The following is a 22,120-nucleotide window of genomic DNA, read 5'->3' on the forward strand; positions in this document are numbered from 1 at the left end:
GCCGTCATTCTGAATATGTCACACAGAGCTTGTCGAAGTGTTATTTCAGAATCTCATCATATTTAGTTTAGCGACTACGAGAACCTGAATCAAGTCCAGGTTGATGAAAATTTCGTTTTTTAATCAGCCTTTTTTGTTTTTTATAATGTTTTATTCAGGTTTTAAAGCGTTCCAAACTTTAATTTCATCAGTTTCAGAAATACCGCTTAATATTTCAACATAAATACCATTGCTAATTCCTGTTTCAACAGTTGTTTTTTCAAATTGTTTATCTCCTGTCTTTAATTCAACATAAGGTTTTTTAGTATCTTCATCAAATTGTAACAACGCTTCTTTAATGGCTAAAACATCTTCAGCTTTCGCTAAAATTATGGAAGCATTGGCACTTAAGCCAGCACGAATAAACGTAGTATCTTGCTTTTTTAAGGTTCCTTTAATTTCAAACTGAACAGCACCATTTTCTAATTTTCCTTTTGGTGCAATATAATCTAATACCGCATCAAATGTAATGTCTTCAATAGCTCCAACAGTTATTTCCAAAGGCAAACCTTCTTTAATTTTCCCAATTTCAGACTCATCAACATTTCCTTCAAAAATCATTTTATTTACATCAGCTAAAACGGCAATGGTTGTTCCATCATTAAAATTATTACTTTCAATTACTTGGTTTCCAACTTCAACAGGCATTTCTAAAACCATTCCAGCTACCGTAGAACGAATTAAAGTATTTGCGGAATTTCCTAAACCCATTGTTGAACCCGTTTTCACAATGTCGTAGTTTTGATTGGCTGCTTTGTAACGTTGTTCTGCTTGAATAAAAGCGACTTCAGAAGTTTCTAATTCTTTGCGAGAAATTACTCCTTTAGCAAATAGCTCTTTTTGACGGTGATAATCTCTACGGTTATTATCTAATGTTATTTTGGCAGTTTCGATAGCGTTCTTAGCATTGTTTAAGGCTGAAGAATTAGGGATTACTTTTATTTTTGCAATTAAATCTCCTGCTTGTAAAATGTCTCCACCTTCAACATATATTTCTTCAATAACTCCTGAAATGTTAGGTTTAATAAGTACTTCTTCCAAAGGAATGATACTTCCTGTAGCCACAGTTTTTTTAACAATTGTTTGTACTGAAGCTTTCTCTGTAGTATAAACAACAGGATCTTCGGCATTTTTTTGATATAAATAGTACATCGCAGCACTAAAAGTAACGACTATAAAAATTAAAACAAAAATGGTAACTGATTTTTTCATTGAATTGTATTCTTAGATAATTGATAATTATTCATTTCTTAAAGCATCAACGGGTTTTAAGCGTATTGCATTTTGAGCAGGAATAAAACCTGCAAATAAACCTGATAAAATTAATATAGTTAAGGCTGTTGTAATTACGCCTAAATTAACACTAGGATTGGCAAACATGTCTATTGGTCCTGATGCATCTATTGCGTAATTTATACCATAAATACAAACTGCTCCAAACACAATACCTGCCATACCCGATATAATGGTTAAAAAAACCGATTCTGTTAAAATTTGACCGCGTATGGTATTGGGTGAAGCGCCTAACGCTCTTCTAATTCCAATTTCTTTAGTTCGCTCTTTTACAACAATTAACATAATGTTACTTACACCAATAATTCCAGAAATTAACACCAAAGTACCTACAAAATAGGCAATCACTTTTAATGCTGTAAACAGGCTTTCTACCCTGCTAAATTCTTCATATAAATCGAAATGCCCAACAGCACGTCGATCATCAGGATGTATTTTATGGTTCTTTTTAACAATGTCAAAAATTTGATTTTTTATAGCTGTTATAGGTGTTCCATCATTTGCTGTAATTGCCATCCACCCTACTTTGTCTCCACGATTAAAAGCTTGTGAAAAAGCTGTAAATGGTACAAATATTTGACTTTGAGATTCTTCACCATCACCACCAGTATTTTTCTTTTTATAGGTGCCAATCACCATAAAATTAACTCCTTGTATTTTTATATAAGTTCCTATCGGATTTTCACCTTTTTCATACAAACCTGTTTTAACAGCTTCACCAATTACAGCAACTTTTCTTTTCCCATTAATATCAGCATAATTAATAAAACGTCCTGAACTTATATCCATAGGTTCTTGTTTTATAATCTCAGGATAATCGCCATACACATTGTAAGCACCTACATTTAAACCACGTATTACATTATTTGCGCCTCTAAAACCGCCTAACTGATTTCTAGGAGAAATAAATCGTAAATTAGGTACATTTTCTCGAATGTCTGAAACATCACTTAAACGATAACTATACCGTCTACCTTTAGCCATACCGTCGTAAGATTTTGTAATGGTTCTGGTCCACATAAACATTGTATTGGTAGCTGCATCGCCAAAACCTTGTTTAATACCGTTTTCAAGCCCTTTTCCTGCCGCTAATAACAATATTAAAATGAAGATACCCCAAAAAACACCAAAAGCAGTCAGCAGCGTTCTTACCCAATTACTGGATAGTACTTCAATTATTTCGTTCCAACGGTCTTTATTAAACATTATGTACGTTTTATTCGTGGCTTAAAGCTTTTACTGGTTGAATATGTGCTGCTTTCCAAGCGGGTATAAATCCGGCCAAAGCACCAGCAATAATTAAAACAATGACCATTGTAATAGCCATTGAAAAATTTACTGACGGATTTAACACATAATCTACTTCAATATTTGGTCCTACAACTTCTAATAAAGCCATACTTAATATGAGTCCGGCAAAACCTGAAACACCTGTTACAAAAATAGACTCTTGTAAAATCATTCCTATAATAGACCAAGGCTTCGCTCCTAAAGCTTTCCGAATGCCAATTTCTTTTGTTCTTTCCTTAACAATAATCAGCATTATATTGCTTACCCCTACTACACCTGCAATAATGGTACAAATACCGACAAACCAGAAAAAAGCAGCAATATTACTTGTCAATGTATAGAAACGTTTGGCTTCATTTATAGCGTTATGAACGTTAATAGCACTGGTATCATCAGGTGCTACAATATGAGATTCTTGTAAATATCGTTTTACATTATCTGTAAATTGATTAGAAACAGCTAAAGCTTTATCAAAATTATCTTCAGGCTTAACCGTAAACCCTAAATTAGCTATTTTGTTTGCTCCATTAAAAATATTTTGTGCTGTAGTAATTGGTATAAAAACACGATCTTCTTCTCTATCACCACCTGCATCGCTATAAATACCAATAATTTTAAAATTAATTCCTGAAAGCTGCACATATTCATTCAAAGGATTTTCAATATCTTTTAAAAGCTCTTTTTGAATTTTACGACTAATTACAATTACTTTATTCTTCGCTTTTAAATCGGCATAATTAATATACCGACCTAGTACCATACTTTGATTTTCAATTTGTTGGTAATTAGGGCTTATTCCGTTAACTCCGTACGAAACAGATTCTTCTTTATAATTGATGGTAGCACCACGAATACGAAACAAATCTGATTTGTATTCTATATCATCTTTATAAAGTGTATTTAAATTTGCATAATCTTCATTGCTCAACTCAATTCTTCTACCCGGATTTAGTCCTTTATACTCTTTAGTGGTAACTCTAGTCCACACCCATATTCTATTCGTAGCATCGGCTTCAAATTCTTTTCGAATACCATTTTCCATCCCCTGTCCAAAGCCTAACAATATCACTAAAATAAAAATACCTGAAGCAACAGAAATCCCCGTAAGAAAAGTTCTTAACTTATTTTTTCTGATAGTTTCAAATATTTCTTGCCAGCGATCTATATCAAACATAATTTGGTTTAGGTGATAATTTTAAGAGGGTTCCTTTATTAAAGACGCTTAAACTACACTTTTTGTTACACTAAAATTAATTTTATTTCTACGGACAATTGTTAAATTTAGCTTAAATGTTGATTTTAAAAATGATCGAATCACTAAAATAACAATTCAAAAAATGAACTCCTCTCACTTTTTATTTTATTAATTGCATTTACATACATAAGCAATAATAATGATATTTAATCAATTACTCTTGAAATAATGACAAAAGTCATACTAAAATAACCCATATATCTCTAAATTTATAGAGTAAAACCAAAATTAATATAATACGAATCAAACATGAACACACTACAAGAAGTAAAAACTAGAGTGTACAAGTTCGGCAACAAAGATGCCGATGGTAATAGTACAATGAAAAACCTCTTAGGGGGAAAAGGAGCAAATTTAGCTGAAATGAGTTTAATTGGAATCCCGGTACCTCCCGGATTTACAATTACTACTGAGGTTTGTACAGAATACAACCAACTTGGCCAAGATGCTGTAGTTAAAATGATAAAACAAGAAGTTGAAGATTCCATAGCGAATATTGAAACTATTATGGGAACTGAATTTGGAGACAAAGAAAACCCATTGTTAGTTTCTGTACGTTCTGGAGCAAGAGTTTCAATGCCCGGTATGATGGATACTGTTTTAAACTTAGGTTTAAATGATGATGTTGTAATTGGATTGGCTGAAAAATCTGGTAATGAGCGTTTTGCTTGGGATTCATACAGACGCTTTATTCAAATGTATGGAGATGTTGTTTTAGGTATGAAACCTGAATCAAAAGAGGATATTGATCCTTTTGAAGAAATTATGGAAGCCTTGAAACACAAACGTAGTATTGAATTAGATACGCAGTTTACCATTCAAGATTTAAAAGATTTAGTTTACGACTTTAAAGAAGCTGTTAAAAAACGTACAGGACACGATTTTCCTACGAACCCTTGGGATCAATTATGGGGTGCTGTTGTAGCTGTTTTCAATAGTTGGAATGGTGATAGAGCTGTTTATTATAGAACTATGAATGGTTATCCTGGTGAATGGGGAACCGCTGTAAATGTACAAGCTATGGTATATGGTAATATGGGTGAAAACTCTGGAACTGGAGTTTGTTTTACGCGTGATGCTGGTACGGGTGAAAATGTTTTTAATGGAGAATATTTAATAAATGCACAGGGTGAAGATGTGGTGGCAGGAACAAGAACTCCACAGCAAATCACAAAATTAGGATCTTTGCGTTGGGCGAAATTAGCAAAAGTTGAAGAAGAAGACAGAGCAGAAAACTATCCTTCTTTAGAAGAGCTAATGCCTGAAATTTATAATGAACTAAATGAATACCAAGAAAAATTAGAATTGCATTACAGAGACATGCAAGATATGGAATTTACCATGCAAAATGGTAAATTATGGATACTTCAAACGCGTAACGGTAAACGTACAGGTGCAGCAATGGTTAAAATTGCTATGGATTCATTAAAAGAAGGTTTAATTACTGAAAAAGAAGCACTATTACAAATAGAGCCTTCAAAATTAGATGAGCTATTACATCCTGTTTTTGATCCGAAAGCATTAAAAAGAGCAAATGTAATTGCACAAGGGTTACCTGCTTCACCTGGTGCAGCTACAGGTAAAATTGTATTTTTTGCTGATGAAGCTGATAATTACAAGAGTAGTATTTTAGTACGTATAGAAACTTCTCCTGAAGATTTAGAAGGAATGAATATTGCTAAAGGTATTTTAACTGCTCGTGGTGGTATGACTTCTCACGCAGCTGTTGTTGCTCGTGGTATGGGTAAATGTTGTGTTTCTGGAGCAGGTGCTTTAAAGATTAATTACAAAAGAAGAACGTTAACTGTTGATGGCCATGTATATCAAGAAGGTGATTGGATTTCATTAAATGGTTCTACAGGTAATATTATTGAAGGTAAAGTTGCTACAAGTGAACCTGAATTAAGTGGTGAATTTGCTGAATTAATGAAATTATCAGACAAATACACAACAATGAATGTTAGAACAAATGCTGACTCTCCAAAAGACGCTAAAGTAGCGGTGAAATTTGGTGCTCAAGGTATTGGATTAACAAGAACTGAACATATGTTTTTTGAAGTTGACCGTATCAAAGCAATGCGTGAAATGATTTTAGCAGATACCTTAAAAGGTAGAAAAGAAGCATTGAATGAATTATTACCAATGCAACGTTCAGATTTTGAAGGTATTTTTGAAGCAATGGCAGGATTACCTGTTACCGTTCGCTTATTAGATCCGCCTTTACATGAATTTGTACCTCACCAATTAGAAACTCAAAGAAGTTTGGCTGAAGACATGCATATTTCTTTAGAAGCTGTAAAAATTAAAGTTGCAGAACTAGAAGAATTCAACCCAATGTTAGGTCATAGAGGTTGTAGACTAGGGATCACTTATCCTGAAATAACTGAAATGCAAGCAAGAGCAATTATTGAAGCAGCCTTAAATCTAAAAGAAAAAGGTATTGAAGCAAAACCAGAAATTATGGTGCCTTTAATTGGTACAATTGCTGAATTTGAAAATCAAGAAGCTATTATTAGAGCTACTGCCAATAAAGTTTTTGAAGAGAGAAATGATACAATTGAATATTTAGTAGGAACAATGATTGAAATTCCTCGTGCAGCTTTAATCGCAGATTTAATTGCTGCTAAAGCAGATTTCTTTTCCTTCGGAACAAATGATTTAACGCAAATGACTTTTGGTTATTCTCGTGATGATGCTGGTAAATTCTTACCTGTTTATATTGAAGAAGGCATTTTAAAAGTTGATCCTTTTGAAGTATTAGATCAAGAAGGTGTTGGTCAATTGGTTAAAATGGGTACTGATAAAGGTAGAAGTGTAAAACCAAAATTAAAAGTCGGTATTTGTGGTGAGCACGGTGGTGACCCAAGTTCAGTTGAATTCTGTTACAATACTGGAATGAATTATGTAAGTTGTTCTCCTTATAGAGTTCCAATTGCACGTATTGCTTCAGCACAAGCTGCGATTAAAAAACAAGGTTAATATATAGTTTTAAAAAGGGGCTGTAAAAAAAGTAAACTTTTCGTCAACCTGAACTTGTTTCAGGTTCTCATAATAATTGATTTTCAGTACAATGAGATTCTGAAATTAATTCAGAATGGCGAGTTTTTTATACTTTTTTTATACCCCCTTTTTTTTACCCTGCAATTAAAGTATCTTAGCGACATGATAAAAGTGGTACTTCTTGGTGCTGGAAATGTAGCTGTCCATTTAACAAAAATGCTTCTAAAAAGTGCGAGTATTGAACTTGTTCAAGTGTACAATCGAAGCATAGATAAAATTGCTTATTTAAAAAATGAAACTGCAATAACAACTAAAATCCCTGAGTTAAAAGAGGCTGACATATATATTATCTGTGTTTCAGACAATGCCATTTCTAAAGTTTCAAAACAATTGAATTTTGAAGGTAAATTAGTGGTACATACCTCAGGCGCAACAGATTTAGCTGTTTTAAAATGCAACGCAAATAAGGGTGTATTATATCCTTTACAATCATTTTCAAAAGATAAAAAAGTTGATTTTTCTGAAGTTCCTTTTTGTTTAGAAGCTGAAAATAGTAAAGATTTAGAATTGCTTCAAAAAATAACAAATGCTATTGGAAGTCCATCCTATAAAATAAATTCAGAACAACGAAAAACCTTACATGTTGCAGCCGTATTTGTCAATAATTTTGTAAATCATTTATATCAAATCGGTAATGAAATTTGTTCAAAAGAACACATTCCTTTTGAAATCTTAGCTCCTTTGATCAAGGAAACAGCATTAAAAATAGAAGATCTCACTCCTTTTGAAGCACAAACAGGACCTGCAAAACGTAACGATACCAAAACTATTGAAACACATTTATCATTACTTACTAATAATCAACAAAAAATTTATACATTGCTAACCCAATCAATTATAAATTTATATGGAGAAAAGTTATAAAGAAATAATGCCACAAATCACTACTTTTATGTTTGATGTAGATGGTGTTTTAACCAATGGTTTGGTTCATATATCATCTACGGGAGAATTAACAAGGTTAATGAACACAAAAGATGGATATGCTTTAAAATCTGCTATTGATGCTGGATATAATATTTGTATTATTTCTGGCGGACAAAATGAAGGTGTAAGATCTAGACTTGTAGGTTTGGGAATTACTGATATTTATTTAGGTGCACACGATAAAATAATTCAATTTAACAAATATGTAAAAGAAAAGAATCTAACTCCAGAAGAAATTTTATATATGGGTGATGATATTCCAGATTATCCAGTGATGAAATTAGTTGGATTGGCAACTTGCCCTAAAGATGCTGTTGCAGAAATACAAAATGCATCCCACTATATTTCTCATAAAAAAGGAGGGCTAGGTTGTGTTAGGGATGTTATTGAACAAGTGTTAAAAGTACAAGGAAAATGGGCTGGTCAGTTCCATGCTAAATATGATTAATTATGATGAAAAATTTAAAATTACTTATTATCGGGTTTGCGTTAATTGTTGGAGTTAACAGTTACAGTCAAACAATTTTTGGAAAATGGAAAACATTTGACGAAGAAACAGGAAATGAAAAATCAATTGTCGAAATTTACGAACAAAACGGAAAAGCGTATGGTAAAATTCTTCAATTATTAGAAAAAGGCAAAGAAAACAATCTTTGTGACAATTGTAGCGGCGCTAAAAAAGGCCAACCTATTAAAGGAATGGAAATTATCAACGGTTTAACAAAAGATGATGATGAATGGAATGATGCTAAAATTTTAGATCCTAAAACAGGTAAAGAATACAAATGTTATATTGTTTTAGAAGAAGATAATAAACTGAAAGTTAGAGGTTATTTAGGATTTTCATTAATTGGAAGAACACAATATTGGACTAGAATGTAAGTTCTATTTAGCTTAAAGTAGAAGGCTGTCGATTTTTTTTAAAAAAAACGTCATTCTGAATATGTCACACAGAGCTTGTCGAAGTGTCTTTTCAGAATCTTACCATACTGATAACAAAATCATTATGAGAACCTGTATTTAGACTCCGCTCAATAATCGATTGCTGAGCGGAGTTTAAGCATAGGTTGATTAAATTTTGCTTTTTTAACAGCCTTTTCCATTAAATACATAAATGTTATGTTATTTAGCGCATCTAAAGCCCATATTAAATAGCGAAGTATCTATAGAGTTTTGACCTCTAAATGTAGTTGTGTAACCTTTTTCTAAGGCTTGATCATACATAAAAGAACCACCTCTTGTAGTTCTTACACTTGAATTTACAGGTGCAGCATTCATATTTTCAGGATAAGGTTTGTAATAACTATCACACCATTGCCAAACATTTCCAGCCATATCATTTAAACCCATTTTAGTTTCACCAAAAGTTCCAACAGGTGAAGTCAATAAATACCCATCTAAAACTGTGTTATCATCTATGGTAGCTCCTTGCCATACATTAGCCATATACTTTCCGTTTACAATTAAATTATTACCCCAAGCATATGCATTTGTAGAATTTACACCATTTTTAGCCGCAAATTCCCATTCGAACTCTGTAGGTAAACGCTTTCCAACCCACTTCGCATAGGCTTTTGCATCATTAAAGCTAACTTGTGTAACAGGATGATTATCCTTCGCTTTTTCTTGATCAGGCCCTAAAGGGAATTCCCAATTAGCGCCTTTTAACAACGTCCAATTGTTAGTTTCAAATAAAAACACTCCAGAATCACCAAATTTATCAGCTTCTGTAGTGTATGAAGTACTTTCTATAAATTTTCTAAATTCAGCAACAGTAACTAAGTTTTTATCTAAATAAAAAGAGTTAATTTGTTTGTTAAAAACAGGTTGTTCATTAGGCAACCCAGTAACTGAACCTATTTCAATGTTTCCTCCTTCAAAATAAACCATTGTACTGGTATCTACTTCAACAGGAAGTTTTTTTACTATTTTAGCTGCTTTTGTTTCTTCAACAACTTTTTTAGGAGTCTCTTTACAAGAAACTACTAACAAAGTAAAAACAATAAATATTGGGTATAATTTCATAATTTAATTTTTTTCTTTCAACATTGGCACAAATCTAAAATCGCCCAATTCATGTTTTTCAAAATCTTTTTCACTTTTCCTTATAAAAAGCGTCATTGTTTGCACATCGTCACCAACAGGTATTACAAGCCTACCTCCTATTTTTAATTGAGCCAACAAAGGGTTTGGAACAAAAGGCGCACCGGCAGTTACTATAATTCCATCAAAAGGAGCTTCAGTTGGCAAACCTTTGTACCCATCTCCAAAAATTAATGCTTTAGGTTTGTAATTTAATTTCTGTAAAAACAATTTTGTTTTTCTAAATAATTCTTGTTGACGTTCAATAGAGAATACTTTAGCACCCATTTCTATCAACACAGCTGTTTGATAACCAGAGCCAGTTCCAATTTCAAGTATTTTACTTCCTTTTTCAACTTTTAATAATTCACTTTGATAAGCAACTGTAAAAGGTTGAGAAATGGTTTGATCTGCAGCTATAGGAAATGCTTTGTCTTGGTAAGCAAAATCAGCAAAACTAGAATCTAAAAATAAATGTCGTGGAATACTAGCTATAGCTTCCAATACTTTTTTATCAGTAACTCCTTTAGCTATGATCGTTTTTACTAATTGATTTCTAAGTCCTTGATGTTTGTGGGTATCTTTCACTAATAATTAAAATTTGAGGTGCTAAAAATAACAATAAATGCCTAAAGATTCTTATTTTTGCTAACATAAAAAATAAAAGTATTATGATGATTAAAGTTGGAGTTTTAGGTGCAGGCCACCTTGGTAAAATTCATTTAAAATTATTAAAGCAATCTGAAAAATATGAATTGGTTGGATTTTATGATCCTATTAAAGAAAATGCAGCAAAAGTTTCAGACGAATTTGGCTACAAAGCATTTGATACTATTGAAGCTTTAATTGATGCTGTTGATGTTGTTGATATTGTTACACCTACCCTATCTCACTTTGATTGTGCTAAACAAGCAATTTCAAAAGGAAAACATATTTTTATTGAAAAACCAATTACCAAAACAGTAGCAGAAGCTGAAACTTTAATTGAACTTTCAAACAAGCATAATGTAAAAGGGCAAGTTGGTCATGTAGAGCGTTTTAACCCAGCATTTACGGCTGTAAAAGATGCTATTCAGCAGCCAATGTTTATTGAAACACACAGATTGGCGGAATTTAATCCAAGAGGAACTGACGTGCCTGTAGTTTTAGATTTAATGATTCATGATATTGATGTTATTTTAAGTGTTGTAAAATCAAAAGTAAAAAATATACACTCTAGCGGTGTATCTGTAATTAGTGAAACTCCAGATATTGCTAATGCTCGAATTGAGTTTGAAAACGGTTGTGTTGCCAATTTAACTGCAAGTAGAATTTCATTGAAGAATATGCGTAAATCTCGTTTTTTCCAGAAAGATGCTTATATTGCAGTTGATTTTTTTGAAAAAGCAACCGAGGTTGTTAAAATGAAAGATGCACCTGAACAACCTGGCGATTTTGATATGGTTTTACAAAATGCTGAAGGAATTAAAAAACAAATCTATTTTGAAAATCCAACAGTTGAAGCCAACAATGCTATTTTAGATGAATTAGAAACATTTGCTGATGCTATAAATAATAATACAACTCCAATCGTTTCTTTAGAACAAGGAACTGATGCATTGAGAGTTGCACAACAAATAATTGATAATTTTTAAGTTTTTTTAATCATGAATCCTAAAGTGACTACAGAACATAATAGAGGAAATGCTGAAATTTTTAAAAACCCTTTTTTAGAGCGTTTAACTAAAACATCGTTACGTTCTAATATTATTGTGTACGGAGCTGTTGTACTACTTTTAATTTATAATGCATTGTACATAAAAAACATTCCTATGAATACTTTCATAGGTTTCTTTATTTTTGCATTATTCTTTTGGACTTTAGCAGAATATTTATTGCATCGCTTTTTATTTCATTGGATTAATGAAAATAAATTTGTGCAACGTTTTCATTTTGTAATGCATGGTTCACATCATTTATATCCTAGAGATACCGAACGCTTATTAATGCCTCCTGTACCTGGTATTTTAATGGCTTCAGTATTATTTGCTATATTTTATATAATTTTTACAATTATAGGCTACCCTATTTATACGTGGGCTTTCTTTCCTGGTTTTTTCTTGGGCTATTTGTTGTATTCATTTTTACATAGAGCAACGCACGTGGTTAAACCTCCTAAAAGATTTAAATATTTGTGGAAACATCATAGTTTACATCATTATAAGTACCCAAATAAAGCATTTGGTGTTTCAAATACCCTATGGGATCACGTTTTTGGAACAATGCCTCCAAAAGGAGATTAATTTAATTTTATAACAATGAAAAATATAGCTGTTATTGGTGCTGGTACTATGGGAAATGGTATTGCGCATGTGTTTGCACAACATAATTTTAATGTTCATTTAATTGATGTTTCTGAAGAAGCGCTAGATAAGGGTTTAGCTACTATTGCTAAAAATTTAGACAGACTTGTTGTTAAAGAAAAAATTACGACAGCTATAAAATCACAAACATTAAATAATATTTCAACCTTTACTACTATTACTGAAGGTGTTAAAGGAATAGATTTAGTTGTTGAAGCTGCTACTGAAAATGAAGACTTAAAATTGAAAATTTTTAAGCAGCTTGATGAACAAGCTCCAAAATCGGCAATTTTAGCAACAAATACGTCCTCTATTTCTATTACAAAAATAGCAGCAGTTACAAACAGACCAGAAAAAATAATAGGAATGCACTTTATGAATCCTGTACCTATTATGAAATTGGTTGAAATAATTAGAGGTTACACTACCTCTAATGAAGTTACACAAAGCATTATGAAGCTTTCAGAAGAATTAAATAAAGTACCTGTTGAAGTTAATGATTATCCTGGTTTTGTTGCTAATAGAATTTTAATGCCAATGCTTAATGAAGCTATAGAAACATTGTATAATGGTGTTGCAGGTGTTTATGAAATTGACACCGTAATGAAATTAGGAATGGCACACCCAATGGGTCCCTTACAATTAGCTGATTTTATTGGACTAGATGTTTGTTTGTCTATTTTAAACGTAATGTATAACGGATTCAAAAACCCAAAATATGCTCCTTGCCCATTATTGGTAAATATGGTACAGGCTGGTAAGTTAGGTGTAAAATCAGGTGAAGGTTTTTATGATTACTCTGAAAATAGAAAAGCTGAAGTTATTTCAAAACAGTTTAGTTAAAATTAAACGTTTGCTTAATTCAACAACAATAATATAAAAAAGCCTTTTCACTATTGAAAAGGCTTTTTTACGTTTCTATAAATATTTCAAGAAAAAATCCATCATATCTTCTTTCAAATCATAATGCATTTTAACAAAAATTTTCATTTCATCTTTTAAAAGCACTTGTTTTTCGTGAAATTTAACTTCTGAATTATTGTTGTATTTTGCTTGTGCTATTTCCCTTTTTTTCATTCGAATCCTATGTCTCAAATGCCCCATAACTTCTCGTTCACGTATAATTTTATTTTGAAAAGATTCTAGCTGCCTCATTATATCGCTTCCCATATTTCGTATTGCAACGTGTTCCAATTTTTCTTCAAAATAATCCATTTCACTCTCTTGAAACTTTAACTCTCTTTTCCATACTTCAAGATTGAAGTTTAAATCACTTAAATACAATAACTGACTCTCCATATTTAGTTGGTTTTAAAATTATATACTTTAAATTTCTAATTTTTATTTGAAAATTTGGCTGATATAAATCATAAAAATAGATATTCCTAAAAAGATTAACGCTTAAAGATAAAAAAAGCGTTTTAAAACAAATTAAAACGCTTTAAAAATTAGTAAAAATTAATCACTAATTATCTCCTTCTTCTTTTTCTTCTTTCTTTGATGTTTTATTCCAAATTTTAATTTCATCGTCCATAGTAACACCATCTAAAATCTCAACATTAATACCATCAGAAATACCTAATTCAACATCTCGTTTTTCAAATTCTTGATCTCCGGTTTTTACTTCAACATAAGGTGTTTCTGTTTTTTTATCAAATTGTAATAAAGCTTCTTTAATAGATAAAACACTATCTTTAGATTCCAATACTATATCAGCATTTGCACTATAACCAGCACGAACGTAAAACTCATCATCTAAGGTTACGTCTCCTTTAATCTTAAACTGTACAGCTCCATTTTCCTCGGTTCCCTTAGGAGCGATAAAATTTAGTTTCGCAGGATACTTTTTCTTTTCAATAGCTCCAAGAGAAACTTCTAAAACCGTCCCGTTTTTAATTTTCCCAACTTCAGCTTCGTCAACTTTTCCTTCAAAAATCATTTTGGTCATATCGGCAATAGTTGCAATGGTTGTCCCTGCATTAAACGTATTACTTTCAATAACCTGTGTCCCTTTTCTAACAGGAATTTCTAAAATAGTCCCAGCAATTTCAGCTAAAACAAACGTATTTGCCGTTTTCCCCATTCCTGCTGCAGATCCCTTTTGAATAATTTGTAAATTATTTTGCGCATTGCTTAACTCTTGCTTCGCACTTTCAAAATTTAATTCTGTAGTTTCAAATTCTTGTCTTGATATCACCCCTTTTTCAAATAAGGTTTTATTTCTTTTGTATAAAGTTTCTGTATTTTCATAACGCAACTTCGCTGTTTTCACATTTCCAGAAGCACTGTTTAATGATTGAACATTAGGAACCACTCGAATGGTAGCAATTAAATCACCTACTTCAACCTTAGCGCCTTCTTCAACGTAAATTTTTTCAATAATCCCTGATACTTTAGGTTTTATTTCAGCTTCTTCTAAAGGTATCACTTTACCTGTAGCTACCGTTTTTTTTACAATATTGGTTTTAAAAGGCATTTCAGTTTCATACGCTATTGGGTTTTTGCTGTTTTTCATTCCAAACCAGACTAAAACTAATACCAACAAGACTGCTATTGTTCCAAAAATTAGTGTTTTTTTCATCAGTTAATTGTTTTCTTATTTAATGTTTTTATTCTTCTCTTAATGCTTCTATTGGACGTATGCTTATAGCCGTTTGCGCTGGTATCATACCTATTAATGTTCCTAATACAACTAGTGTTATTGCTGCAGTTATAACCACAGGAATATCAACTGTTGGATTTGTTAATGCTGCCTCTGGTCCTTTGCCAATTGTGTTATCAATAAGCATTAACACAAGCCCCCCAAATATAATTCCTAATGCTCCGGCTATACTTGTTAAGAATACAGATTCTAATACAATTTGACGTTTAATTTCCCAAGGTTTTGCTCCTAAAGCGCGTCGTATTCCTATTTCTTTGGTTCGTTCCTTTACTGTAATTAATAAAATATTACCAATAGCAAAAACACCGGCTATTAAGGTAGCGATACCTACAAACCACGTTAAAAACTGCATTCCTGTTAAAAACCCTGTTACTTGAGCAATGCGTTCTCCTAAATTAAAACTTCCAAAGGCTCTTTCATCATTAGGGTGTACCTTATGAAGGTTTCTCAATAATAATTTAACATCAGCCTCAATTTGTGTAATATCATGCTCCATATCACCGGTTATCATCATCCAACCTATGCTATCACCTCTGTTATACACTTGTTGAAATGTTGTGAACGGAATATGAATATTTCCTTGAGGACCACCACCTCCAACTTGGCCTTCTTTATACATTCCAACAACATTGTAGTTGATATCATTTATTTTTATATAAGTACCAATAGGAAATTCTCCTTCATCAAATAATTGTTTGTAGATTTCTTCTTCTATAACACACACCTTTTTCTTTTCTTTGATATCATTATCATTGATAAATCGACCGTAAACCAACTCTTTTTTCTGAACTTTATCTAATTCAGGATAATCACCAAATATTCCAAAAGTTCCAGATTTAAAGTTATTAATTGCCATAGCTTGTGTTTGATGGCGTGGCACTACAAACTCTAACCCTTCAATTTCATTTTTAATATTTTCTAAGTCCGACATTTTTAATGTAAGTCCTTTCCCTTCTTGAAAACCTTTAAAAGGCTTACTTGTTTGTTGTGCCCAAACAAATACACTATTGGTAGCAAAATTTCCAAATAGTTTATTGAAATTATTCTCAACTCCTTTTGCCGCTCCTAATAAAACAACCAATAAAAAGATACCCCACATTACACCAATGATAGTAATACCGGTACGCATTTTATTTTTACGAATGCTACTGTAAATTTCTTGCCAGGTATCTTGATCAAATATAAATTTCAACATAACTATTCGTCGTTTAATGCTACAATTGGTTTAATACTCGCTGCTCTTTTTGCTGGAATATATCCTGCTATGGTTCCTGCAATAACCAAAACGATTGTTGCTCCAACAACTACATAGGTTTCAACACTTGGATTCAAAATAAAATATTTCTCTAAACTTTTCCCTAAGGCTTTTAATGTAAAAACGCCAATCATTAATCCAGAATAACCTGCTAAAGCAGTTACAAAAATAGATTCCATCATAATCATTCCTACAATAGATTTAGGCGTTGCTCCTAAAGCTTTACGAATCCCTAATTCTTTGGTTCGTTCTTTTACTATGTACACCATAATATTACTAATCCCAATAATACCAGCGATTAAGGTTCCTATACCAATAAATAGTATAATTACATTTAGCACCATCATAAAAGATTGTACATTTTTAGTTCCTTCCGCATAATTTCGAACACGAATTGCTCCTTGATCTCTTGGATCAACATTGTGTTTTTCTTTTAGCATTTTGGTTAATAAATTACTAAAAGCAATAGCTTGATCTACGTTTAAATCTGGATTGAAAGTCATTCCAATATAATCCAATTCATCATTTGGTTTATACATTCCTTGAAATGTTGAAAACGGAGTGTATATAAAACGTTCATCATTATCTCCTCCTGGATCACTAAAAACACCCACTACTTTGTATGAAATACCTTCAATATTTAGATTTTTCCCAATAGCACTTAAGTTTCCAAACAAATCTTTTTCAACCAATCTTCCAATAGCGACAACTTTTGATCTACGTTCAACATCTAAATAAGTTAAAAAACGCCCCTCTTCAACTACTGCAGATTCCAAAGGCTGATAATCAGGGTAAACAGCTCTCACCGTATACCTATTTTGTTCCCCCTTATAAATTACCTGCATACTTCGCTGAATATTCGGACTGAAATATTGAATTTTATCAGGAAATTTTTCATTTATAAATTTAGAATCATCATTTCTAAATTGTATGCCTCTACCACTCTGTAAACCTTTATAAGGTTTTGTGGTTCTTCCTGAATTTATGTAAATCGAATTTTGAGAATCTCCTGCAAATTGTTTTTCAAAAGTGTGTTTTAAACCATTTCCTACACCAAATAAAAGTGTAAATAATAGTATTGCAAAAGCAATCGTAAAGCCAGACAGGGCTGTTCGTAGTTTATTCTTACTAATAGCTTGAAATATTTCTCTCCAGCGATCTAAATCGAACATAATTAAGCTGTTACTGTTTTGTTAACTTTCTCGTCGCTTATAATAACACCATCTTTCAATCGAACAATTCTATCGGTTTGTTCTGCAATGTCTTCCTCATGTGTAATCACAAAAACAGTCATACCTTCTCTATTAATGTCTTTCAACAATTCCATAACAGAATGAGAAGTTTTTGAATCTAAAGCTCCTGTAGGCTCATCAGCCAATACTACTTTTGGTTGTGTTGCCAATGCTCTTGCAACTGCAACACGTTGTTTTTCACCACCTGAAAGTTCGTTAGGTAAATGATTAGCACGTTCTTTTAAACCTACTTTCTCTAAGTATTTCATGGCAACTTTTTGACGATCTTTTCTTCCCATACCTTGATAATATAAAGGAAGCGCAACATTTTCAACAGCAGTTTTGTAGGTGATTAAGTTGAAGGACTGAAAAATAAAGCCTAAAAACTTATTTCTAAGTGTTGCTGCTTTAGTTTCGTCTAAATTTTCAATTACTTGTCCATTTAATTTATAAATGCCCTCGTCATGGGTATCTAATAAACCTACAATATTTAATAAGGTAGATTTTCCAGATCCTGAAGATCCCATAATAGCTACAAACTCGCCTTCTTTAATATGTAAATCAATGCCTTTTAAAACGTGAAGGGAATCTTTTCCTATAGGATAAGACTTATGTAGTTTTTCAATCTTAATCATTTGGTTGTTGTTTTAAACGAATTTATACATTGCTTTTGAGAGTTCTTATTAATATTTTGTTAAAAGATAAATACCTTTAAAATATGTAACTTCGCTCTGTGAACAATATTAAAAACAAATCAATTATTCTTTTTGACGGTGTTTGTAACCTTTGCAATGCATCGGTAAATTTCATTATCAAACACGACAAAAAAGAACGTTTTATATTTGCCTCACTACAATCAGACGCTGCAAAAGAAATTTTGTTACATTTTCCAGCGAAAAAAAATAAATTAGATTCTGTTTTATTGGTTGAAAATAACGTTATTTACGATAAATCAACAGCTGCATTGCTTATTTCCAGTAAGTTATCAGGAGGTTTTAAATTAGTATCTATTTTTAAGCTAATTCCTAAATTTATACGAGATGCTATTTATGATTTCATAGCAAAAAATAGGTATGCTTGGTTTGGTAAAAAAGAAACCTGTATGCTACCCGCTCCTGAAATTAAGAATCGTTTTTTAGAATGATCTTAGTTATTGAATTTACAAGTAAACTTATCCTTTTTTAGGGTAATTATCATCCCATTCTTTTACTTTCGGTTCATGAAGTTTACCTATAGATTTGGCTACTAGCATTGAAACGGAGGCATCTCCAGTTACATTTACGGTAGTTCTACACATATCTAATGGTCTATCAATCGCAAAAATTAAGGCTAAACCAGCTTCTGGAATTCCAGCCTGAGCTAATACAATTACTAACATAACCATACCTGCTCCAGGTACTGCTGCAGAACCAATACTTGCTAAAGTTGCTGTTACAATAATTCCCAACTGAACACCTAAAGATAAATCCATACCAAAAGCTTGTGCTATAAAAACAGCAGCCACTGCTTGATACAAACTTGTTCCATCCATATTTATAGTTGCACCAATAGGCAACACAAAACTACTCACTTCTTCATCAACACCTAAATGCTCTGTAACTCTTTCCATAGTTACCGGTAAAGTTGCTGCACTACTACTAGTTGAAAACGCTAATAGTTGCGCTGGTGATATTCCTTTTAAAAAGGTTGAAGGTGTTTTTTTAGTAACTAACCATACAAGTAACATATAAAAACCTCCCATAACTAAAAGTCCCAAAACTACAGTAAAAGCATACCATACCAATGCTTGAAATAAATCAATACTTGGAGATTCTACCACCAAAGCGGCTAATAATGCAAATACACCATAAGGTGCTGCCAACATAATTAAATCAATTATTTTTAGAATGACTTCATTAAAACCATCAAAAAAGTTTTTTACCGGTGTGGCTTTTTCCTCAGGAATGAGAATAAGACCAATACCAAAAATTAAGGCAAAAAATATGACTTGTAGCATATTTTTATTCTCCGTAGCAGCGCCAAATATATTTTCAGGAACAATATCTACCAAAGCTTGTAATGGGCCACTATCCTTTTGTTTAGCAGCTTCTTCTTTATATTTTACTGTTTCTCCTGTGTAATTTTGAACCAACTCTTGTCTTGTTTCTTCTGAAATTGAATTCCCTGGCTTTATAACATTTACTAAAAATAAACCTATTGAAACTGCAACTATAGTAGTTAACAAATACAACCCTATAGTTCTACCTCCCATTTTGGATAGTTTTGAAATGTCTTTTAAATCGGAAACACCTTTAATCAAAGATGCTAATATTAAAGGAACAGCGATTAATTTTAATGAATTAATGAAAATTTTTCCAAATGGTTTGATCCAATCCTGAACTAATTCTTTACCGCCTTCAAATTGTGTCATTAATAAACCAACCAATACTCCTACTAACATTCCTAAAATAATTTGCCAGTGCAATGCTATTTTCTTCATTAAAAGATTTTAAAATTTAGGGGAAGATAGAAAATACCAAAGAATTGGTAAAGTAATTTTGAAATAAATGTAAATACTTTGATTATTTAATAAAAGTTATGTGACTTTTTAAAAATGTTGGAGTCATACTTATGAAAACTAATCAAATTGTGTATTTTAGAAAAAAATTAACTAAACAATATTTATAGAATGGCAGGATTATTAGATTTATTAAATAGCGACTTAGGTAAAACATTGGTAAACAGTGCTAGTGAACAATTAGGTCAAAAAACAAGTACAACAAGTTCAGCGTTAAATGCTGCGCTTCCATTAATTATAGGAGCTATGAAAAATAATGCTGCTTCTCCACAAGGTGCTCAAGGTTTATTAGGCGCGCTTTCTAACTCAAACCACGATGGAAGCATTTTGGATAATTTAGGTGATTTTCTTGGGGATTCAAATGCTACGAAAGATGGTGCGGGTATTTTAGGACATATATTTAATGGGAAAGAAAAAAATGTAGCACAAGCGGTAAGCACTAAAAGCGGTATGGATTTAAGTGCTGTTATGTCGCTTTTACAAATGGCTGCACCTGTAATATTAGGTTATTTAGGGAGACAAACTCGACAAAACAATGTTAGTGATGCTGGCGGAATTGAAAGTTTACTTGGAAGTTTATTAGGTGGAAACGCACAACAAGACCAAAATTTAGTATCTCAACTTTTAGATGCAGATGGTGATGGTAGTGTTGTTGATGATATTATTGGAATGGCCAGCGGAAGTAAAAAAGGTGGCTTAGGAGGCATACTTGGTGGTATGTTTGGTAAATAATTAAAGGTATTAATTTTATATAAAAGGATCTTGATATTAAAACTTGATCCTTTTTTTAATTTAAAATTTTCAGTTTAAAATATAAATGTATTTTTGCCAAGATTTTATTATTTATGGAGAAATTAAGACAGCGCTGGGGATTAACATCAAACTTTCAAGTTATATTAATTATAATTGTATTTTCCATTAATGGATCTTTTGCTGCTTGGGTTGCAAAACCATTAACGGAATTTATTGGTTTGGCAAAAGAAACTACAAATCCTTGGATATTTTGGCCAATTAGAATTGGTTTAATTTTTGTTATTTACCAATTTACATTGCCACTTGTTGGTTTTTGCTTCGGTCAATTTAAATTCTTTAAGGCATTTTCAAAAAAAACGCTTTCAAGAATGGGTTTTAAATTTCTTTTTAAACAAGACGCTTAAACTTATTGTTCCTTTTTAATTAAATAGGTATACAACCAAGTAAGCGTAAAAGTTGGTAAAAAATCTGTTCCAAAAATCCCAATTTCTTCTAAAAAAGAAATAGCACCACTAACTTTACCTACTGTTCCCTTATACATTTTTGTTATAAAATAAACCGAAACAGGCGCCCATATAACATCTGAAAATTCACCTATTCCTGGTATTACAAAGGATAACATTCCAACAGCATCAAACAAGATACTTAATAATAGCAATTTGTATTTTTTATGCATTCATTTTTATTTACAAACAATATAACAGTTAAATAACACAATTATTGTTTCTTTAATTTATCGCCATAATTTTTAATGAATTTTTCTAATTTAGGATTGATTACAGCTACACAATAGCCTTGTGTTTTATTGTTGTTATAATAATTTTGATGATACCCTTCAGCTTTATAAAAAGTAGATAATTTGGTAACTTCTGTAACTATTGGATCGTTAAAAACTTGTGCTTCAGAAAGTGCTTTTATTAACTTTTCTGCAGTTTGTTTTTGACTTTCAGAAATATAAAAAATAGCCGATCGGTATTGAGTACCTTTATCATACCCTTGTCTGTTTAAAGTAGTTGGGTCGTGGGTACTAAAAAATACTTTCAACAAGTCTTCAAAAGAAATTACACCCGGGTTAAACTCTATTTTTATGGCTTCTGCATGGCCTGTTGTACCTGTACAAATTTCTTTGTAAGTAGGGTTTTTAATTTCTCCCCCTGTATAACCAGACGTTACCGACTCCACTCCTTCTAATAATTGAAAAATAGCTTCGGTACACCAAAAGCATCCATTGGCAAGTATAGCAGTTTCTAATTTTTTTGACATTTTTATTTTTTTAGATTGAATTGATTGTGCGTTTGTTGTTATTGTCAACAAAAAAACACTTATAAAAAGAATAATAGTTTTCATCATAAATCATTATTTCTTTCTAAGTC

23 protein-coding genes are annotated in these 22,120 nt (G+C 31.9%); 10 read left to right on the forward strand and 13 right to left on the reverse strand.

The window, feature by feature from the left end:
- Positions 1-150: 150 nt before the first annotated feature.
- The 3 genes from CHB67_RS02555 to CHB67_RS02565 are packed head-to-tail and all read right to left on the reverse strand — an operon-like array spanning position 151 to position 3,796.
- Positions 151-1,251, reverse strand: coding sequence for an efflux RND transporter periplasmic adaptor subunit (locus CHB67_RS02555; protein WP_089380162.1), 1,101 nt, complete (start codon positions 1,249-1,251; stop codon positions 151-153).
- 27 nt (positions 1,252-1,278) lie between these two features.
- Positions 1,279-2,538: an ABC transporter permease gene (locus CHB67_RS02560; RefSeq protein ID WP_089380163.1), complete on the reverse strand. Its 1,260-nt coding sequence runs from the start codon at positions 2,536-2,538 to the stop codon at positions 1,279-1,281.
- Between the two features lie 10 nt (positions 2,539-2,548).
- Entirely contained in the window at positions 2,549-3,796 is a 1,248-nt protein-coding gene (locus CHB67_RS02565; protein ID WP_089380164.1) for an ABC transporter permease, read from the reverse strand.
- Between the two features lie 330 nt (positions 3,797-4,126).
- Here CHB67_RS02565 and ppdK point away from each other — a divergent pair, with 330 nt between their 5' ends.
- The 4 genes from ppdK to CHB67_RS02585 all read left to right on the forward strand — a co-directional run bounded on the left by ppdK (position 4,127) and on the right by CHB67_RS02585 (position 8,746).
- Positions 4,127-6,856, forward strand: coding sequence for a pyruvate, phosphate dikinase (gene ppdK, locus CHB67_RS02570; RefSeq protein WP_089380165.1), 2,730 nt, complete (start codon positions 4,127-4,129; stop codon positions 6,854-6,856).
- Positions 6,857-7,039: 183 nt separating this feature from the next.
- Positions 7,040-7,801 (forward strand): Rossmann-like and DUF2520 domain-containing protein, encoded by a 762-nt coding sequence (locus CHB67_RS02575; protein WP_089380166.1) that lies wholly within the window; start codon positions 7,040-7,042, stop codon positions 7,799-7,801.
- A complete protein-coding gene (locus CHB67_RS02580; protein WP_089380167.1) occupies positions 7,785-8,312 on the forward strand; it encodes a KdsC family phosphatase in 528 nt (175 codons plus the stop codon). The genes CHB67_RS02575 and CHB67_RS02580 overlap by 17 nt, the downstream gene beginning before the upstream one ends.
- A gap of 2 nt (positions 8,313-8,314) precedes the next feature.
- Positions 8,315-8,746, forward strand: coding sequence for a DUF2147 domain-containing protein (locus CHB67_RS02585; RefSeq protein ID WP_317045684.1), 432 nt, complete (start codon positions 8,315-8,317; stop codon positions 8,744-8,746).
- Positions 8,747-8,986: 240 nt separating this feature from the next.
- On the opposite strand, the gene CHB67_RS02590 is transcribed toward CHB67_RS02585, so the two are convergent.
- Both CHB67_RS02590 and CHB67_RS02595 read right to left on the reverse strand, forming a co-directional pair.
- Positions 8,987-9,889 carry a formylglycine-generating enzyme family protein gene (locus tag CHB67_RS02590; protein ID WP_089380168.1) on the reverse strand — a complete coding sequence of 301 codons (903 nt, stop codon included), beginning with the start codon at positions 9,887-9,889 and terminating at the stop codon, positions 8,987-8,989.
- A 3-nt stretch (positions 9,890-9,892) separates the two neighbouring features.
- The gene (locus CHB67_RS02595; RefSeq protein WP_089380169.1) at positions 9,893-10,534 is read right to left on the reverse strand and encodes a protein-L-isoaspartate(D-aspartate) O-methyltransferase; all 642 of its coding nucleotides are present in this window, start codon (positions 10,532-10,534) and stop codon (positions 9,893-9,895) included.
- Between the two features lie 86 nt (positions 10,535-10,620).
- Here CHB67_RS02595 and CHB67_RS02600 point away from each other — a divergent pair, with 86 nt between their 5' ends.
- From CHB67_RS02600 to CHB67_RS02610, 3 genes are read left to right on the forward strand one after another with little or no spacing between them, the layout of a single operon-like run.
- Positions 10,621-11,580, forward strand: a complete 960-nt coding sequence (locus tag CHB67_RS02600) for a Gfo/Idh/MocA family protein (RefSeq protein ID WP_089380170.1) — start codon at positions 10,621-10,623, stop codon at positions 11,578-11,580.
- Positions 11,581-11,592: 12 nt separating this feature from the next.
- The gene (locus CHB67_RS02605) at positions 11,593-12,228 is read left to right on the forward strand and encodes a sterol desaturase family protein (protein ID WP_089380171.1); all 636 of its coding nucleotides are present in this window, start codon (positions 11,593-11,595) and stop codon (positions 12,226-12,228) included.
- Positions 12,229-12,243: 15 nt separating this feature from the next.
- On the forward strand, positions 12,244-13,131 hold the full coding sequence (locus tag CHB67_RS02610) for a 3-hydroxybutyryl-CoA dehydrogenase (RefSeq protein WP_089380172.1): 888 nt from the start codon (positions 12,244-12,246) through the stop codon (positions 13,129-13,131).
- A 75-nt stretch (positions 13,132-13,206) separates the two neighbouring features.
- Here the strand turns inward: CHB67_RS02610 and CHB67_RS02615 are convergent, their stop codons facing one another.
- From CHB67_RS02615 to CHB67_RS02635, 5 genes are all read right to left on the reverse strand, one after another.
- Positions 13,207-13,587 carry a hypothetical protein gene (locus CHB67_RS02615; RefSeq protein ID WP_089380173.1) on the reverse strand — a complete coding sequence of 127 codons (381 nt, stop codon included), beginning with the start codon at positions 13,585-13,587 and terminating at the stop codon, positions 13,207-13,209.
- Positions 13,588-13,753: 166 nt separating this feature from the next.
- Entirely contained in the window at positions 13,754-14,869 is a 1,116-nt protein-coding gene (locus tag CHB67_RS02620) for an efflux RND transporter periplasmic adaptor subunit (RefSeq protein WP_089380174.1), read from the reverse strand.
- 28 nt (positions 14,870-14,897) lie between these two features.
- Complete coding sequence (locus tag CHB67_RS02625; RefSeq protein WP_089380219.1) at positions 14,898-16,142, reverse strand: ABC transporter permease; 1,245 nt, start codon at positions 16,140-16,142, stop codon at positions 14,898-14,900.
- Between the two features lie 5 nt (positions 16,143-16,147).
- Positions 16,148-17,377: an ABC transporter permease gene (locus tag CHB67_RS02630; RefSeq protein WP_089380175.1), complete on the reverse strand. Its 1,230-nt coding sequence runs from the start codon at positions 17,375-17,377 to the stop codon at positions 16,148-16,150.
- A gap of 2 nt (positions 17,378-17,379) precedes the next feature.
- The gene (locus CHB67_RS02635; RefSeq protein WP_089380176.1) at positions 17,380-18,072 is read right to left on the reverse strand and encodes an ABC transporter ATP-binding protein; all 693 of its coding nucleotides are present in this window, start codon (positions 18,070-18,072) and stop codon (positions 17,380-17,382) included.
- Positions 18,073-18,170: 98 nt separating this feature from the next.
- On the opposite strand from CHB67_RS02635, the gene CHB67_RS02640 reads away from it, so the two are divergent.
- Positions 18,171-18,581 carry a thiol-disulfide oxidoreductase DCC family protein gene (locus CHB67_RS02640; RefSeq protein WP_089380177.1) on the forward strand — a complete coding sequence of 137 codons (411 nt, stop codon included), beginning with the start codon at positions 18,171-18,173 and terminating at the stop codon, positions 18,579-18,581.
- Between the two features lie 27 nt (positions 18,582-18,608).
- Here CHB67_RS02640 and CHB67_RS02645 read toward each other — a convergent pair whose 3' ends face one another.
- Entirely contained in the window at positions 18,609-19,916 is a 1,308-nt protein-coding gene (locus tag CHB67_RS02645; RefSeq protein WP_089380178.1) for a dicarboxylate/amino acid:cation symporter, read from the reverse strand.
- A 189-nt stretch (positions 19,917-20,105) separates the two neighbouring features.
- Here CHB67_RS02645 and CHB67_RS02650 point away from each other — a divergent pair, with 189 nt between their 5' ends.
- Positions 20,106-20,726: a DUF937 domain-containing protein gene (locus CHB67_RS02650; protein WP_089380179.1), complete on the forward strand. Its 621-nt coding sequence runs from the start codon at positions 20,106-20,108 to the stop codon at positions 20,724-20,726.
- Positions 20,727-20,839: 113 nt separating this feature from the next.
- On the forward strand, positions 20,840-21,151 hold the full coding sequence (locus CHB67_RS02655; protein ID WP_089380180.1) for a DUF6787 family protein: 312 nt from the start codon (positions 20,840-20,842) through the stop codon (positions 21,149-21,151).
- Between the two features lie 2 nt (positions 21,152-21,153).
- Here CHB67_RS02655 and CHB67_RS02660 read toward each other — a convergent pair whose 3' ends face one another.
- Positions 21,154-21,423 carry a hypothetical protein gene (locus tag CHB67_RS02660; protein WP_089380181.1) on the reverse strand — a complete coding sequence of 90 codons (270 nt, stop codon included), beginning with the start codon at positions 21,421-21,423 and terminating at the stop codon, positions 21,154-21,156.
- A gap of 41 nt (positions 21,424-21,464) precedes the next feature.
- Positions 21,465-22,010 carry a peptide-methionine (S)-S-oxide reductase MsrA gene (gene msrA, locus CHB67_RS02665; protein ID WP_217900242.1) on the reverse strand — a complete coding sequence of 182 codons (546 nt, stop codon included), beginning with the start codon at positions 22,008-22,010 and terminating at the stop codon, positions 21,465-21,467.
- Positions 22,011-22,120: the final 110 nt, after the last annotated feature.

It is taken from the genome of Lutibacter agarilyticus, from assembly GCF_900188235.1.
Classification (GTDB): Bacteria; Bacteroidota; Bacteroidia; order Flavobacteriales; family Flavobacteriaceae; genus Lutibacter; species Lutibacter agarilyticus.

Coding starts and splice junctions, on each gene's coding strand:
- CHB67_RS02555 (WP_089380162.1), bottom strand. CDS start 1,251: ATGAAAAAATCAGTTACCATTTTTGTTTTAATTTTTATAGTCGTTACT.
- CHB67_RS02560 (WP_089380163.1), bottom strand. CDS start 2,538: ATGTTTAATAAAGACCGTTGGAACGAAATAATTGAAGTACTATCCAGT.
- CHB67_RS02565 (WP_089380164.1), bottom strand. CDS start 3,796: ATGTTTGATATAGATCGCTGGCAAGAAATATTTGAAACTATCAGAAAA.
- ppdK (WP_089380165.1), top strand. CDS start 4,127: ATGAACACACTACAAGAAGTAAAAACTAGAGTGTACAAGTTCGGCAAC.
- CHB67_RS02575 (WP_089380166.1), top strand. CDS start 7,040: ATGATAAAAGTGGTACTTCTTGGTGCTGGAAATGTAGCTGTCCATTTA.
- CHB67_RS02580 (WP_089380167.1), top strand. CDS start 7,785: ATGGAGAAAAGTTATAAAGAAATAATGCCACAAATCACTACTTTTATG.
- CHB67_RS02585 (WP_317045684.1), top strand. CDS start 8,315: ATGATGAAAAATTTAAAATTACTTATTATCGGGTTTGCGTTAATTGTT.
- CHB67_RS02590 (WP_089380168.1), bottom strand. CDS start 9,889: ATGAAATTATACCCAATATTTATTGTTTTTACTTTGTTAGTAGTTTCT.
- CHB67_RS02600 (WP_089380170.1), top strand. CDS start 10,621: ATGATTAAAGTTGGAGTTTTAGGTGCAGGCCACCTTGGTAAAATTCAT.
- CHB67_RS02605 (WP_089380171.1), top strand. CDS start 11,593: ATGAATCCTAAAGTGACTACAGAACATAATAGAGGAAATGCTGAAATT.
- CHB67_RS02610 (WP_089380172.1), top strand. CDS start 12,244: ATGAAAAATATAGCTGTTATTGGTGCTGGTACTATGGGAAATGGTATT.
- CHB67_RS02615 (WP_089380173.1), bottom strand. CDS start 13,587: ATGGAGAGTCAGTTATTGTATTTAAGTGATTTAAACTTCAATCTTGAA.
- CHB67_RS02620 (WP_089380174.1), bottom strand. CDS start 14,869: ATGAAAAAAACACTAATTTTTGGAACAATAGCAGTCTTGTTGGTATTA.
- CHB67_RS02630 (WP_089380175.1), bottom strand. CDS start 17,377: ATGTTCGATTTAGATCGCTGGAGAGAAATATTTCAAGCTATTAGTAAG.
- CHB67_RS02635 (WP_089380176.1), bottom strand. CDS start 18,072: ATGATTAAGATTGAAAAACTACATAAGTCTTATCCTATAGGAAAAGAT.
- CHB67_RS02645 (WP_089380178.1), bottom strand. CDS start 19,916: ATGAAGAAAATAGCATTGCACTGGCAAATTATTTTAGGAATGTTAGTA.
- CHB67_RS02650 (WP_089380179.1), top strand. CDS start 20,106: ATGGCAGGATTATTAGATTTATTAAATAGCGACTTAGGTAAAACATTG.
- CHB67_RS02655 (WP_089380180.1), top strand. CDS start 20,840: ATGGAGAAATTAAGACAGCGCTGGGGATTAACATCAAACTTTCAAGTT.
- CHB67_RS02660 (WP_089380181.1), bottom strand. CDS start 21,423: ATGCATAAAAAATACAAATTGCTATTATTAAGTATCTTGTTTGATGCT.
- msrA (WP_217900242.1), bottom strand. CDS start 22,010: ATGTCAAAAAAATTAGAAACTGCTATACTTGCCAATGGATGCTTTTGG.